Origin of the sequence: Cytobacillus firmus DS1 (assembly GCF_000565285.1) — a bacterium.
GTDB classification, from domain to species: Bacteria; Bacillota; Bacilli; order Bacillales; family Cytobacillaceae; genus Cytobacillus; species Cytobacillus firmus_A.
Map to the genome: position 1 here is coordinate 108532 of NZ_APVL01000002.1, position 15195 is coordinate 123726.

General features: G+C 40.1%; 17 protein-coding genes. 10 read left to right on the top strand and 7 right to left on the bottom strand.

All coding sequences use genetic code 11. From position 1 onward, the window contains the following. Positions 1 to 32: 32 nt before the first annotated feature. Complete coding sequence (locus tag PBF_RS03005; RefSeq protein WP_035326897.1) at positions 33 to 218, bottom strand: YhzD family protein; 186 nt, start codon at positions 216 to 218, stop codon at positions 33 to 35. Positions 219 to 398: 180 nt separating this feature from the next. Between PBF_RS03005 and PBF_RS03010 the strand changes: the two genes are divergently transcribed. Then, positions 399 to 1298 (top strand): ABC transporter ATP-binding protein, encoded by a 900-nt coding sequence (locus tag PBF_RS03010; protein WP_035326900.1) that lies wholly within the window; start codon positions 399 to 401, stop codon positions 1296 to 1298. Beyond that, positions 1291 to 2541: an ABC transporter permease gene (locus PBF_RS03015; protein WP_035326903.1), complete on the top strand. Its 1251-nt coding sequence runs from the start codon at positions 1291 to 1293 to the stop codon at positions 2539 to 2541. The genes PBF_RS03010 and PBF_RS03015 overlap by 8 nt, the downstream gene beginning before the upstream one ends. Before the next feature lie 309 nt (positions 2542 to 2850). On the opposite strand, the gene PBF_RS03025 is transcribed toward PBF_RS03015, so the two are convergent. Further along, positions 2851 to 3483 (bottom strand): LysE family transporter, encoded by a 633-nt coding sequence (locus tag PBF_RS03025; protein WP_035327580.1) that lies wholly within the window; start codon positions 3481 to 3483, stop codon positions 2851 to 2853. 206 nt (positions 3484 to 3689) lie between these two features. On the opposite strand from PBF_RS03025, the gene PBF_RS03030 reads away from it, so the two are divergent. From PBF_RS03030 to PBF_RS03055, 6 genes are all read left to right on the top strand, one after another. Continuing rightward, entirely contained in the window at positions 3690 to 4910 is a 1221-nt protein-coding gene (locus tag PBF_RS03030) for a metallophosphoesterase family protein (RefSeq protein WP_035326909.1), read from the top strand. A 23-nt stretch (positions 4911 to 4933) separates the two neighbouring features. Then, complete coding sequence (locus PBF_RS03035; RefSeq protein ID WP_035326912.1) at positions 4934 to 7927, top strand: ATP-binding protein; 2994 nt, start codon at positions 4934 to 4936, stop codon at positions 7925 to 7927. A gap of 174 nt (positions 7928 to 8101) precedes the next feature. Beyond that, entirely contained in the window at positions 8102 to 8440 is a 339-nt protein-coding gene (locus PBF_RS03040) for a CidA/LrgA family protein (RefSeq protein ID WP_268745096.1), read from the top strand. Next, positions 8437 to 9126 (top strand): LrgB family protein, encoded by a 690-nt coding sequence (locus PBF_RS03045; RefSeq protein ID WP_035326918.1) that lies wholly within the window; start codon positions 8437 to 8439, stop codon positions 9124 to 9126. The genes PBF_RS03040 and PBF_RS03045 overlap by 4 nt, the downstream gene beginning before the upstream one ends. Positions 9127 to 9327: 201 nt before the next feature. Then, positions 9328 to 10272 (top strand): 3'-5' exoribonuclease YhaM, encoded by a 945-nt coding sequence (gene yhaM, locus PBF_RS03050; protein WP_035326921.1) that lies wholly within the window; start codon positions 9328 to 9330, stop codon positions 10270 to 10272. Between the two features lie 383 nt (positions 10273 to 10655). Next, positions 10656 to 10841: a sporulation YhaL family protein gene (locus tag PBF_RS03055; RefSeq protein ID WP_035326924.1), complete on the top strand. Its 186-nt coding sequence runs from the start codon at positions 10656 to 10658 to the stop codon at positions 10839 to 10841. Positions 10842 to 10890: 49 nt separating this feature from the next. Here the strand turns inward: PBF_RS03055 and PBF_RS03060 are convergent, their stop codons facing one another. Beyond that, positions 10891 to 11781, bottom strand: a complete 891-nt coding sequence (locus PBF_RS03060) for a peptidylprolyl isomerase (protein ID WP_035326927.1) — start codon at positions 11779 to 11781, stop codon at positions 10891 to 10893. A 378-nt stretch (positions 11782 to 12159) separates the two neighbouring features. On the opposite strand from PBF_RS03060, the gene PBF_RS25115 reads away from it, so the two are divergent. Continuing rightward, complete coding sequence (locus tag PBF_RS25115) at positions 12160 to 12243, top strand: YjcZ family sporulation protein (RefSeq protein WP_064503397.1); 84 nt, start codon at positions 12160 to 12162, stop codon at positions 12241 to 12243. A 64-nt stretch (positions 12244 to 12307) separates the two neighbouring features. Next, positions 12308 to 12400: a YjcZ family sporulation protein gene (locus PBF_RS03065; RefSeq protein WP_035326930.1), complete on the top strand. Its 93-nt coding sequence runs from the start codon at positions 12308 to 12310 to the stop codon at positions 12398 to 12400. Positions 12401 to 12482: 82 nt separating this feature from the next. Here PBF_RS03065 and PBF_RS03070 read toward each other — a convergent pair whose 3' ends face one another. The 4 genes from PBF_RS03070 to PBF_RS03085 all read right to left on the bottom strand — a co-directional run bounded on the left by PBF_RS03070 (position 12483) and on the right by PBF_RS03085 (position 15017). After that, entirely contained in the window at positions 12483 to 12662 is a 180-nt protein-coding gene (locus tag PBF_RS03070; RefSeq protein ID WP_009331432.1) for a hypothetical protein, read from the bottom strand. Between the two features lie 150 nt (positions 12663 to 12812). Then, positions 12813 to 13361 (bottom strand): DUF3267 domain-containing protein, encoded by a 549-nt coding sequence (locus PBF_RS03075; RefSeq protein WP_035326933.1) that lies wholly within the window; start codon positions 13359 to 13361, stop codon positions 12813 to 12815. 228 nt (positions 13362 to 13589) lie between these two features. Continuing rightward, positions 13590 to 14165: an HTH-type transcriptional regulator Hpr gene (locus PBF_RS03080; protein WP_035326936.1), complete on the bottom strand. Its 576-nt coding sequence runs from the start codon at positions 14163 to 14165 to the stop codon at positions 13590 to 13592. A gap of 501 nt (positions 14166 to 14666) precedes the next feature. Further along, positions 14667 to 15017: a YtxH domain-containing protein gene (locus PBF_RS03085; protein WP_035326939.1), complete on the bottom strand. Its 351-nt coding sequence runs from the start codon at positions 15015 to 15017 to the stop codon at positions 14667 to 14669. Between the last annotated feature and the right edge of the window lie 178 nt (positions 15018 to 15195).

Genomic DNA, 15195 nt, shown 5'->3' on the forward strand with positions numbered 1-15195 from the left:
AAAAGCAAAGAGCTGAGCCCTTTGCTTTTTTCCTATCTATGAAACAAAATCAGCTTGCCCGCAGGAGAAGTGCAGCGATGAGTTTTTTCATCAAGCCCTTTTTCCTTAAGGAGCTTTTCTCCTACACTCTTAGCTTCGTCATCAGAAGCAGCCTGGAATGCTTCATCCAGTATCTTTTCCCCGTCCTGTTCAAATGCAGTAAGCTTATAAGTCTTCATTATAAGACACCCTCTTATTATAAAATTCAGATAGTTACTATTATTCTTACATAATTTCTTTAAATGTGCAAAATATTTATTTATGAGAAATCCAGTAAATTAACATACAAAATATTTTAAATCAGGGAACTTTTTGCCTACTCTGTACGTATTGCTAAATAGGAAAAGGAGGAATTCGATATGGCTTTAGAGCTTAAAAATGTAACAAAGCGTTTTGGTGCGTTTACGGCAGTGGACGATTTGTCACTTTCTATTCCCGAAAGTGAGATGTTTGGATTCCTGGGGGCGAATGGCGCCGGTAAAACGACTACCTTCCGAATGATTCTGGGACTATTGGATCCCAGCGGAGGAAAGATTACCTGGAATGGAAATCCCATCGATTATTCAACCAGTCCGCTGATAGGCTACCTTCCTGAAGAAAGGGGCTTATATCCAAAGCTGAAGGTCAAGGATCAGGTTATCTATTTAGCTAAACTGAGAGGAATGGCAAAGCAGGACTGTTTAAAGGAATTAACTTATTGGCTTGAACGATTCAAAGTACCTGAATACGCCAATAAAAAAATTGAAGAGCTTTCAAAGGGAAACCAGCAGAAAATCCAATTTATTACTGCAGTTATACATAAGCCAAAGCTTTTAATTCTGGATGAACCATTCAGCGGACTGGATCCGGTTAATGTGGAACTGCTGAAGGATGCTGTTATGGAGTTAAAGGATAACGGGACAACGATTGTTTTTTCCTCACATAGGATGGAGCATGTAGAAGAGCTTTGTGAGCACTTATGCATCATGCAAAAAGGGCAGCCGGTTGTCCACGGGTCTTTAAAAGAAATTAAACGTTCCTTTGGCAGAAAAAATCTAATTATCCATGCAGATTATGATTTAAGCTTTTTGAAGGATATCAGGGGAGTGGTGAAAGCCAGACAGACAGCTGAGGGGATTCAGCTGCAGATTTCTGGTGAAGATGCCGCTGAATCCATTTTCAGAGAGGTTGCAGTGAAGGGATTTGTCCGTAAATTTGTTTTGGAAGAGCCATCTCTGAATGATATTTTTATAGAAAAGGCTGGTGCTTCCTATGAATAACTTTATGACGATTCTTCTTCATACTTATTTAAGCAAGCTGAAGACCAAGTCATTTATTGTTACGACTCTCATTACTGTGGTGATAGTTGCAGGGCTTGCCAACTTATCAGGTATTATTGATTATTTCGATAAGGATGATGAAGAACGAATTGCAGTAATCGATGAGACAGGTGTGCTGTTAGCTCCTCTTCAGGAACAAATGGATGCCCTAAATAACAATATATCTTTAATTGCCTACAATGGTTCAGAGGCAGAAGGAGAAAATGCTGTTAAGGATGAAGAGTATAAAGGACTTTTACTGTTATCCTTTACTGAAGAAGAGCTGCCTGAAGCAGCCTATAAAGCAAGAAGCATAGCCGATTCAGCTATCTCTTCCGAATTGCAGGGCGGGCTGCAGCAGCTGAAAACGCAAATGGCCGCCACACAAATAAACCTTAGCCCGGAGCAATTAAGCAAACTATATGAGCCGGTGCCTTTTGATAAGACAGCTCTTGAAGAAAATGCTAAAACAGAAGAGGAACTGAATCAGGCAAGAGGACTTGTTTATGTTCTGTTATTCATCATTTATTTTGCAGTCATCTTATACGCTAATATGATTGCCATGGAGGTAGCGACAGAAAAGTCTTCCCGTGTCATGGAAATTTTGATATCCAGTGTCTCACCAATCAAGCAGATGTTCGCAAAAATATTGGGAATCGGGCTGCTTAGCCTGACGCAAATGGCGTTCATACTATTAGTTGGTTATTTTTCAGTCAAACAAAATCTTGATACGATGGAAGGCGGCTTTTTTGAATTCTTTGGATTTGGAAACATTCCGGCTTCGACTATCGCGTATGCACTCATCTTTTTCATTCTTGGATATTTCCTTTACGCCACACTGGCGGCTTTTCTTGGTTCGCTGGTAAGCAGGATCGAAGATATCCAGCAGATGATTACTCCGATGACCATGATGGTTGTGGCAGGTTTTATGATTGCTATGTTTGGCTTAAGCCAGCCGGAAGCTTCCTTTGTAACTATTACGTCTTTTATTCCATTCTTCACTCCGATGCTCATGTTCATGAGAGTGGGGATGCTGTCACTGCCGGTATGGGAGCCAATTCTCGGGATCGTGATCCTTCTCGTTTCCATTATACTGCTCGCTGTCTTTGGAGCGAGAGTATACAGGGGCGGAGTATTGATGTATGGCAAATCCAATTCGTTTAAAGATATTAAAAAAGCACTACAGCTTACTAAAAACGAATAATATGAAAAAGCTCCGTCTTTAAGAAACGGAGCTTTTTCAATGAAATTCTTTATCGCAGTCTAACGGGCAGTAAGACCCCCACTTCAAGACTCAGAGGAATTAAAGGAGGATAAGTGGGGGTCAAACTGCCCGTAAAGGCCCGATTGGTGAGATACAGCGAAACTTGCCGACGCGCAGGCAAAGGCTTAGTTGAACCAATCGGGTTCGTACTGTCGATTGATCGAAGCGCTAGCGGAGATCTTAGCGACACTAGAACGCGACTAACAATCAGTGGGGATAAGAAAAACACCAACTGATTGAAGTTTCACTTTATGCAAATAATGCTTTTAGTCCTTCGAATGCAAAATAAGCCCCAAATCCAATCAGCGATAATCCTGAAAAAATTGATATCATGATGATCCCTTTGGAGGTAAGGAATCGGCGAAACCCTGTGGTCAATCCTGCGACAAATATATCCCATAGCATGAGTCCCAGAAAAATCATGGTACTATATAAAAAGAGTTCTGTTTTTCCATAGGATGCGGCTGTTTTTGCAAGGACAGATCCGTAAATGCCCAGCCAGAACAGAATGGAAAGAGGACTGGAAATGGACATAATAAATCCGGAGAAAAAGCATTTAAACAATGAATCCTGGCTGCGCACATAGCTTATGGAAATTTTATTGGCATTTACAATACTTTCGATCCCTGTATATAAAAGAATAAATCCTCCAAAAAGCCACAAAAAGATCTGTACGAAAGGAGTATCCAAAAAATGGACAAGCCCAAGGTATACAACAAGCATATAAAAGGCATCAGCAAACATGGAGCCAACTCCAACAATCCAGGCATGCCAAAATCCATTTTTTATCCCCTTTTCAAGCCTGACAGCATTTACCGGCCCAATTGGAGCTGCCAAAGATAGTCCGAGAAACACATAACTTAAATAAATTCCAATTCCCAATATACCACTCCGCCCTTTAAATTTTCCCTGAATCTCTAAGCCGATCCTCGGGGAAAGAGTCTTGTACATTTTTATGCACAAGCTTCCCGGTCTAAAACCAATTAAGAAAACTCTGGAAAGAAATATCTTATATCAATACAAATAGGAACGTGCATTCGCTTTTTATATGAGGTAAAATGAAAGAAAAGGAATGAAAGGAAGTTTACATGAAAAGGGTTACGTTTATTCACGCTGCTGATTTGCACCTGGATAGTCCAATGTCCGGTTTGAAGCATTTGCCTCCGGCCATTTTCAAAAAGCTTCAGGAAAGTACTTTCGATGCATTTACTAAAATAATTGACTTAGCCATTTTCCATTCTGTGGATTTTGTCATCTTAGCCGGGGATTTATTTGACGTTGAAGACAGGAGCATAAAAGCACAAACCCGTTTTCGGAAGGAGATGGAGCGGCTGGCTGAATGCGGGATTGCTGTTTATGCAGTCCATGGTAATCATGACCATATGGATGGCCGATGGGCCCATTTGCCAATGCCGAAGAATGTCCATATTTTTTCCCATGAGGTTGAAGCAGTGAAGCATACTGCTGAAAATGGCACATCTGTTCATCTTTATGGTTTCAGCTACCCTAAGAGACATGTGCTGGAAAGGATGATCGATCAATATAGCAGGGAAGATGGAGCTGATCTGCATATTGGAATACTTCATGGCTCTTTTGAAGGCAGCAGTGATCATGATCCATATGCGCCGTTCCGAATAAATGATCTGCTGGGAAAAGGATTTGATTATTGGGCTCTCGGACATATACATAAACGGGAGGTCATCATTTCTGAGCCACCCGTCATTTACCCCGGTAATATACAGGGAAGAAACCGGAAAGAAACCGGTCCGAAAGGATGCTATTTAGTTGAACTTGATCGTTTTGGTGCAAAGACGGAGTTTCTGGAGGCTGCTCCTGTTATCTGGGAAAATGCAGAGATAGATGCTTCCGGATTGAAGAACTATCAGGATGTATATGAGATTTGCTTAAATTTGATGGAAGAAAAGCGCCAAAACAGGCGGGGAACAGTCCTGAATCTGACTCTTGCCAATGCAGGCATGCCTGATCACGAATTAAGAAGCATAACAAATGGTGAGCTCCTCGAAACGCTGCAGGAGGATGAGGCAGATGAGGAATCATTTGTATGGATTTCCGGTATCACAGTGAAAGAAAAACGAATGTGGAATAAGGAAAAGCTGGCAAATGAATCAGATTTTTTCAGTGAGCTTTTTAAAACAGCGGATCAGTTTGCAGAGCGCAGTGAAAGTGCTTTGCCCTTGTATTCACATCCCCTTGCAAGGAGATTTATGGACGAACTCACTAAGGATGAAAAACAGAGAATCGCCGAGGAAGCCGAAGCACTGCTGGTGGGCCTTTTATATAAAGCTTGAGGACAATGAATGGAGGTGGACCCTTGATAATTACAGACATACATATTTACGGTTATGGAAAGCTTTCTGACTTTATACTTGACGATATCCAACCCTTGCAGGTTATTTACGGAGAAAATGAGGCAGGCAAATCTACCGTCATGTCTTTTATCCATAGTGTTCTTTTTGGCTTTCCGGCAAAGACCCAATCGGAATTAAGGTATGAGCCTAAGGAAGGAGCAAAATATGGCGGCAGAATAACCGCTGTTTTTCCTGATAGAGGGAAGGCGGTAATAGAGCGGGTTAAAGGCAAAGCATCGGGGGATGTCAGCGTCCTGCTTGAAGATGGAACAAGGGGAGGAGAAGAACTTTTAAGTGAACTCCTTAACCATATAGATAAAAGTCTGTATCAATCTATTTTCTCCTTTAATATTCATGGGCTGCAAAATGTGAATCAAATGAAGGGTGAAGATTTGGGAAGGTATTTGTTTTCAGCAGGCTCACTGGGTACGGATCATCTCGTTTCTGCTGAAAATATACTTCAAAAGGAATTGGAAAGCCGCTTTAAGCCAAACGGAAAAAAGCCTTCCCTGAATGTAAAACTGAAAGAGATGAAGCAGCTGCATCGGGATTTGAAAAAAGCGGAGCAGAATAATGAACAGTATTGGATATTACTGCATGAAAAAGAAAGTCTCGAAAACGATTTACAGAGAATTCAGCATGAGCTGGAGCAACAACAGCATGAGCTATCCCGTTTAAAAGAATGGAAGGAACTCTATCCATTATTGGCAGAGGAGCAAGAGCTGATCAAAGAACGGAAACGATTTACAGACGTGTCTTTTCCGGCAAATGGGCTTGCTCTTTTGGAGAAGCTGGAAAGCCTGATTCAGCCGCTGGAAGGACGAAGAGCCAGTCTGGAATCCAGAATAAGCATCCTGGAACAAGAGCTGGAAAGCAGTCAGCCTGATCATTTGCTTCTTAAGCATGAGCCGCAAATCAATGCAGCAGCAGAGGGGCTGCCGCTGCTGGATAGATTAACGCAAGAAGAAAAAGAATTATCAATAAAGCTGGATAATATTTCAGAGGAAATTTTAAACCTCCAGGAAAGACTTCATCTTCAAATTGACGAACAGCAGCTTGAGCAGGCTGATACGAGTGTTTTTATGAAGGAAAAGATTAATGCAGTAAATTCCCGGAGAAACCACCTGCAAGCTATGAAACTGGAGTTGGATGATCGGTTTAACGATGAAAAGACGGCGCTTGTGAATACGGAACAGAAAATTGGCGAATTGAAAAAGCAGATTCTTACGGAGGATGAACGTGCGGCCATTAAAGAAACACTAAGCTTCACTGCAAATAAGCATAATATCGAAAAAGAGCTGCAGGATACACAGGAAAGGCTTCAGTTCCTTCTAAAAACAGAAAAAAAGGAACAGGAAAAAAGACAGCAAAAAACATACCAGGAAAAAAGGCAGCTTTTGTTTTTGGGAGTTCTTTTTGCAGTTTTTGCCGGCTGGGGAATCTTTAGTCAATTATGGGTGATTGCAGGTGCAGGGCTGATAGGAGCAGCCTTTTGTTTTGCTGTTGCAAACAAAAAGGAGCCTAAGGGTGAGGACAGCTTTATTAAAGATGAGATAAAAGCCCTGATTGAAAAAGAACAATCACTGCTGGAAAAATTGAAGCATCCTGACATACAGCATGCTGCTAGGCTGGAGGTACAGCTGAAGAAAGACAGCGAAAGGCAAAATCAGCTTATCCAATTACAATTTCAGCTTGAACAGACAAATGAAAAATACGAAAAGGTCATTAGCTCTTTTGAAAAATGGGAAAAGGAATCTGCCGTACTTGAATCTGAACTCCTGCAGCTGGGAAAACAGCTGTTGCTTCCTTCTGAAATTGCCAAGAACTATTTAAGCGAGGCTTTTAGTCTGATTGAAAAACTGAAAGTCCTTAACAGGGAAAAGAAATATACCCTTGAAAGAAAGGCATCAGCAGAAAAGGGAATTAATGAGAAGCTCCAATCTTTTCAAGAGCTAAATTCTCTATTGGATGGCGAGCCGGGAAGTGTTCAGGAAATCGGCTATCAGCTGAAAAAAAGGCTAAAGGAAGAAACGGAAAAACAAATCAAGCAGGGTGAAAGAGAAACCAAGCTTCGGGAGTTAAAGCTTGAACACAGCACAGTGCTTGCCGAACTTAGCCACTTCAAAAAAGAATGCGAGCACCTGCTCTCAAGCGCAGGCACTGACGATGCCGAGGAATACCGGGAAAAAGCAGAAGAAGCACAGAAATTAACAGAACTTGAAGAACAGATAATACAGGTCCGCAAGCAAATGAATCTTAACTCTTATTCACAGGAAGAAATCGAAAAATACTCCAATCTGAGAAGACCGGAAGCGGAGATTCGAGCTGTTAGCGAAAAAGCTGCTCAGCTGAAGGAAAGTATTCCTGGTCTGCAGAGCAAACTTGCAGAAGTAAAACATGAAATTGGAATTCTTGAAGAGGGCGGAACATATACGGAACTACTCCATAAGTTCGCTTTGCTGAAATCTGAGTTTGAAGCAGAAGCAAGGGAGTGGGCAAAATATGCTGCTGCCAAGGATATATTAGATCGAACAATAAACAGTTTTAAAAATGAGCGTTTGCCCAAAATACTGGGAAAGGCAGAGCAATATCTTTCTTATTTAACCAATGGCCGATATGTACGGATTTTTCCTAAACAGGAAGGAAGCGGTTTTCTGATAGAAAGCAGGACAGGAGCAGTTTTTGAAGCGAAAGAACTGAGCCAGGCGACTGCGGAACAGATATACGTCTCCTTTAGGCTTGCACTCGCCATGACGATTTATAGCAAATACCCGTTCCCCATTATTATTGATGATAGCTTCGTGAATTTTGATCATGTCCGAACGGAAAGAATGATTAACCTGTTAAAGAACCTTACAGGCAGGCAAATTTTATTTTTCACCTGTCATAAGCATCTTCTGCCACATTTTCAGGAAGAACAAATACAATCAGTTGCAAAGGAAAAGCTGTCTGTCTAATTAAAACAGGCAGCTTTTTATCTATATGGTAAGCAAATCTAACAAAAACTAACAAGTATTAAAAAAAGTGTGTAAAGAAACCTTACAAGTATCATGTTTTTTCTTTTTTTATCCAGTAAGATGATAAAAAGCGGTTAGGAAGGAGAAAATCAATTGCCCTGGCTGATTCAAATATTGTTACTCGCTATTTTTCTGATTGCAGGGAATTTTGCTGCTGAGTTCTTTCATATTCCGCTTCCTGGAAGTGTCATAGGGATGATTATGTTATTAATCCTATTGGTAACTAATTTGATTAAATTAGAATGGATAGAAAAAGCAGCATCTTTTCAAATTAAACACATGTCCCTGCTGTTTATCCCCTTTGTCATTGGATTATTTTTGTCTCCCAATTTTATTCCTCTGTTAAATTTTCATTTCCTTCTGGTCCTTATTCTAAGCAGCTTTTGCAGTTTATTGGGCACAGCGTATTCAGTTCAATTGTATGAGAACATAAAAAGGAGGAGTCAAAAATGAGTTCTGTTTTTTTCAATAGTTTAGGGTGCATCTTGATGACTCTTGCCAGTTATATTGCAAGCCTGCAAGTTTTCAGGAGATTTAAGAAGAGCTGGTTAAATCCTTTATATACCGGAACTGCGCTCTTGCTTATCATTCTATTATTTTGCAACATCCCTCTATCAGCCTATCAAAAAGGAAGCAGTCTGTTTGAACTGCTCCTCCAGCTTTCGGTTGTCTCTTTTGCTGTTCCTTTATATAAGGAGTGGCCCTTAATGAAAAGACATCTTAAGAAAATATTCTCAGGAGTCTTTGCCGGGACATCTTTAGGCATATTTACGGTTTACATCATGTCACAGCTTTTTCACTTTAATCAGGAGATTATGGCATCTCTTATTCCGCGTTCGGTAACACTCCCGGTAGCTTTAACGGTGTCGGATGGCCTGGGAGGGACAACGGCCTTTACTGTTTTCTTTGTGCTATTTTCTGGTCTATTTTCAGTTATGATGGGACCGAAGCTATTGAAGTGGCTAGGAATAAATAGTAAAGCCGCAAAGGGATTGGCAATGGGCACTTCAGCACAGATGCTGGGAGCCAGCCGATCACTCATGTGGGGAGAGGAAGAAGGTGCCATGGGGTGTATTGCCATGACAACTTCTGCCATTATTCTTTCGTTATTCATACCAATATTGCTGCTTTTGCTGTAACCTGAAAATATCAAAAAACCCATTCATGAAAACGTGAATGGGTTTTTACGGTGGGCAAATGACATGATTTATTTAGGAGAGAGCCGTATCTGTATGGTATACTAGGTTAATAGAATTGCATGTTTAAAGAGGCTGCAAAAGATTTGTCTGTTTGTGAATGCCCTTTTTAAACAACCTCGTGAAGGGAGCGTCGGCGCGCGTATGTCGAAAGGAATTGTTTATTACGAAGTAGGAGAACAAATCGAGCTTTTTCTGCTCATCAAAAGTGCAGCTAAAGGGATTGCGAGTAATGGAAAGCCGTTCTTGACCCTTATCTTCCAGGACCAAAGCGGGGAAATTGAAGCAAAGCTTTGGGATGTGTCTGAAGATGATGCCAAAAACTACAGTCCTGAAACCATCGTAAAAGTGGCGGGAGATATTTTAAATTACCGTGGACGCAATCAGTTAAGAATCCGCCAAATACGGCCGGCATCTCCATCTGATCCGGTGAAGCTGGCAGACTTTCTCGAAACAGCACCCTTAAGTACTGATGAAATGATGAGTAAAATCACTCAATATATATTTGAAATGAAAAATCCGAATATCCAAAGGATCACTCGCCATTTATTGAAGAAGCATCAAAAGGACTTTCTTGAATATCCGGCTGCTACCAAGAATCATCATGAGTTCGTTTCAGGCCTTGCCTATCATGTTGTTTCTATGCTGGATCTGGCTAAAGTAATATCCGGTTTGTATCCAAGTCTGGATAAGGACTTACTATATGCCGGTGTGATCTTGCACGATTTAGGTAAAATAACAGAGCTGTCAGGACCGATATCAACTTCTTACACAATAGAAGGAAACTTGCTTGGACATATAACCATTATGATCAATGAAATAGGAAAAGCTGCTGAGGAACTGGGAATCAGCGGTGAAGAGATTATGGTCCTTCAGCATATGGTCTTGTCCCATCACGGCAAAGCAGAATGGGGAAGCCCGAAGCCGCCGTTAATCAAGGAAGCAGAAATTCTTCATTATATTGATAATATTGATGCAAAAATGAATATGCTTGATAGAGCTCTTGAGAGGGTAAAGCCGGGAGAGTTCTCGGAGAGGGTATTTGCTCTGGATAACCGTTCATTCTATAAGCCTAGTTTTCATAAATAATAAATGCCATCCTTCCTAATGGGAAAGGATGGCATTTTTATCGCAGTCTAACAGGCAGTAAGACCCCCACTTCAAGACTCGGAGGAATCAAAGGTGGATAAGTGGGTGTCAAACTGCCCGTAAAGGCCCGATTGGTGAAATACAGTGAAACTTGCCGACGCGCAGGCAGAGGCTTAGTTGAACCAATCGGGTTCGTAGTGTCGATTGATCGAAGCGCTAGCGAGATCTTAGCGACACTAGAACGCGACTAATAATCAGTGGGGGATAAGGAACCCCCCCACTGTTTGAAGTTTCACTTTAATGGCTGTCTATCATATTTTTTCTGGTTCTGCATACATTTTATAGTAAATGGACAACCATTATGAAAAGAAAGAGGGGAAACTATGATTCCAATTTGGGTATATTTTGTTGCAGCCGGAATCGTTATAAGTGCATATATGGCGGTAAGGACAGGAAGAGAAGAGAAAAAAGTGGAGCATGACAGCATAGAACGCGAGGGTGAAATTTATATGAAGCGTCTTGAACGGGAAAAAGAAGAGCGGAAATCAGCTCAGCAATCGGCAGGCTGATTATAATAACACATAAGAAACGGGACTCCAGCATGGAGCCCCGTTTTTTTTATTTCGCTTCAGTTCCAGCTTCACCTTCAGCTTCAGGTTTATCAAGAACTCCTTTTAGTTCCTTATCTTTAATATCAACATCAGCAGCCTTTAGTTCACGATCCATTGCCTGCTGTATTTTCTCGCCATCAAGCTTGGAGACTTTCACTTGATATTCCATTTCCTTCTTCATTTCATCAAATGACTTTTTCTCTTTTTTCTCTGTTACTTGAATGATATGGAAACCATGTTCTGATTGTACAGGAGCGCTGATTTCATTCACATCAAGGGCATAAGCTGCCTCTTCGAATTCAGGAACCATTTTACCTGGGCCGAACCAGCCTAAATCTCCGCCATTTGCAGCAGATCCAGGGTCTTTAGAATATTCTTTGGCCAAATCTTCAAACTTTCCGCCTTCATCAAGCTTTTTCTTGACTTCGTTCGCCGTTTTTTCATCCTCAACCAGGATGTGGCGTGCTTTAATTTCCGGCTTGTAGTTATCGTAGTATTCTTTTACTTCCTTTTCTGTTGCTTCAATATCTTTAATCGCTGCTTTTTCCTGAAGCAAGCCTGTTTTGAAGGTTTCCCTTAAATCTTCTTCATCTTTATAGCCATATTGCATAAGCGCCATTTCAAAGTTAGCGCCAAGCTGCTGTTTTAATTCATCAATCTTCTCGTTAAGTTCCTCGTCTGTTACTTTGTATTTATCAGAAAGAACTTTTTCATAAATGAGTTCCTGGAGCGCCTGTTCGCCGTATTTTTCCTTCATTGCTTCATAAAGCTCGTCCTTCGTAATGTTTCCGCTCTTTGTTTCAACAACAACATCTCCTGATTCGCCGCCGGTGCTGCTGCATGCGCTTAATCCAATTACTCCGGCTGCAATGGAGAGCGATATCATCCATTTCTTCATGTTGAACACTCCTAAAATAATTTTCAAATTCGGCTCTGGTGAGCTGGACTGCTGTCTTCTGCTGGAATTTTTAGACTTCTAAAGGCCAGCAATTGCCTTCACAGTGCCTTTATTTATCACATTCTCTACTATACCATAAATGAAAAAAATAACAAAAGAAGAAAGTAATGCTTGGTTCATAAACCATTGTTTTTTAAAAAAATTTGGGTATTCGCCCATCCCATTCAGGACAATTGTACATATGATACATGGAACCCTCTGATGGGAGGTTTCAAATTCAAGCAGCCTAAAAAGTTTGGATAGCCGGGATAGTAGCCTATCCGACCACAGAGGCAAATGAATAGGATATGGTAGCAGCCTAAAGGGGAGGTGTTATCCATGGGTGCAGGATACGGCGGAGGTTTCGCGTTAATCGTTGTATTATTTATCTTATTGATAATTGTAGGCGCAGCTTGGCTGTAAGCCTAGTTTGGGCATAGAGACCATCTTGTGGGCTCTGTGCCGCAAATCGAAAGGAGGATTCCAAATGTCCGGAGGAAGCGGATACGGCGGAGGTTTTGCGCTAATTGTCGTGTTATTCATTTTGCTGATCATCATAGGAGCATCTTGGCTTTACTAAGATAAAAACATTCACAATATATAAAAAGCGGCGGAAAATGTTCCGCCGCTTTTGCTCATGGTAAGAGCGCTCACAGGATACCCTAAGCATACAAGATTTCAACAAATGAAGAGATCAGCAATATGGTGATAAGAATGTTAATGGTTCTGAATACTTTGGGCTGCCGTTCCTCAGGAATCTCTTTTTGGAGACAAAGCGAATTTGTCATCTTGTTGATATAAAATAAAATAAAAACGGCAAAAATAATAAAGATGGAGATCATCCAAGATTCCCTCCTTGGGCAGTCATATGATTGCTATTACATGTTTTGTCTGTTATTTACAATAACAAAGTTCACACAAAAAAGATAGTATTTAAGATTGCCTGTCAGGTAAATAAAAGGTATCCTTTGTCAGGATACCCGGAATTTTTGCTAATGGTTCGAACGAAGTAAAATCTCAAATCCATCTTCATTTTCTTCTACATAAGATTGATTTGGAGCATTAAGCACGTTTTTGGCGCAGACAATGTCAGAAAAAGACAGGCCTGCATGGAAAGCGAACAGAATGACTAAATAATGTACATAATGAGGAATAACAAAGCAAGCAGCCAGAAGCAGGCTGTTTATAATGAACATAGGCGCCAGAGTGGCAGTCAGGAAAAGCTGTTTTGAAATAGGCTCCGTTATTCGAATATATATAATTGGCATTAAGCCATATTTAATTATCAGCTGTTTTTTAACAATAATTCCAAGGTGTGCAATCGGGAGATAGTGAAGCAGCTTATGAACAGGATACATCAGCCATAATCCCGCTGCAAAGGAAATAAAATAATTATCGTAAAAGGAACCTGGCGTAAATACATATGTTGCAGGAACATATGTAAATATGAAAGTAGCCAGCATGGTTAAGGAAGACAAAATAAAAAGCCTCTGCGATCCATATTGCTTCGTGAAGTTAATAGTCTTCCAGCAATTCATCATAAAAATACCTCCACAAGGAGTAAAATAGTAATCTTTCAAACTCACTTATGATACTTTACGATGAATAAATAAAAAAATCAATAGGGAAAACAAACAGATTTTGTCGAAAAAAACTTTAATAAAATGAAAGTAATGTGAAGCTGTGAGCAACCGTTTTCATAAATACAAAGCGAATGCAAGCGATTCGCTTTGTAAGGGTTTACATAATGTGAAAGGAACTTTCTCTTTTTAAACAAGTTCCTTTTCTGCTGCTTGTTTTTTCTTTAATTTGCCCTCATCTTCATCAAATTGATTTTCAAGGTTTGCAAAGGATTTCTCAAAGATCTCCATGAAATCGTCACCATATATATTGCGGACGATCGCCATAATTTCGATGATATCAGGAAATTTTCCATAAAGCTCTCTTAGTGGCATTGCACCAGAGAACACGGCATTTTTCTCAGGTGAATAGGTTTCCATAAGGCTTAATAATACCTTTTCGCCATCTTCAGTCAATTTAATATAGGTATTTCTTTTATCGCTTTCTTTCTTAGAGAATTGGAGAAAACCCCGTTCTTCGAGCTTTTTGGAGAAGTTGAATGCAGTAGAAACATGCATTACACCAAACTTGGCAACATCGGAAATCGATGCTCCGTTTAAATGATAGGCAATCCATAAAATATGATGTTCATTAATGTTTAAATCGTAGGGTTTTATCCATTGCTGCCAATCTTTTTCTATAGACTTCCACAGGGCTTTACTAAGCTGTGCCACTCGCTGGCTGAAAATCATTGCTTCCTTTATAGAAATTGCTTTGTCCGACATTCAAAAGTTCACCTACTTTGTAAAATTAATTATTTCTGGCCATACAGCCGGAAGATCATTTTCTTTTATAGTATCATTATGCCAATAAAACAAAAATTAATAAAGATATAAATTTACAAAATTTTTAGAAATATAATCAAATATTTCTATAAAAGGCTTAAGGTCAAGGGATGAGAGCCAATATAAAGTTTTAAAAAATTTTGAAGCATTTTAATAATATATTAGTTTTCGTTCAAAAATAAAAAAATCCTCCTTTTTAACAAAAGAAAAAAGAAGGATTATTTATTTACTATTTATTTATTGCAGTCTAACGGGCAGTAAGACCCCCAATTCAAGACTCAGAGGAATCAAAGGAGAATAGTGGGGGTCAAACTGCCCGTAAATGCCCGAAAAAGGAACAAAGACTAAGAACGCCAAGCCCAGTGGCCACGTTTTTGTGACACACTTCCTGTGGGCCTCAACTAACAATCAGTGGGGGAAGGAAAACCCCACTGTGAAGTTTCACTTTATACTTGTTTCAAGTTCATGTATGGCTGCTTCAATTTCCTGCAATTCCCGCTGCAGCCTGTGCTGATGGGGAAGAATCTCGTTTTTCCAATTGCTGATTGAATATTTGATGTCGTTTGAGAATTCCTTAAAGGCTGTTTTACCTTCCTTAGAAGCAAATGAAGCTGACTCCTTAATGGCTGTCAATTCGGATTTTAATTCTAAAAGCTGCTCTTTCAGAAGGTTTGTGTTTTCTTTTAACTGCTGTCTGGTATCCCTACCTGAAGCAGGTGCAGTTAATAGTGTGGATATGCCGGCTGCAGCACCGCCAGCTAATAGTCCAAGCAATAAAGATTTGGCTTTCATAACCATCACCTCGAAATCTTATTTCTATGTCTATTTTACTACAATATTCATTTTTCTAAAGCTGAAAATGAAAAGTGTTCTATCTATATCTATATCACAAAATATATAAGAGTAAACCATATCCTCATAGCTCCTGGCAAACAGGCATACAATTCAGTAGAAGGATATTTTGCGAAAG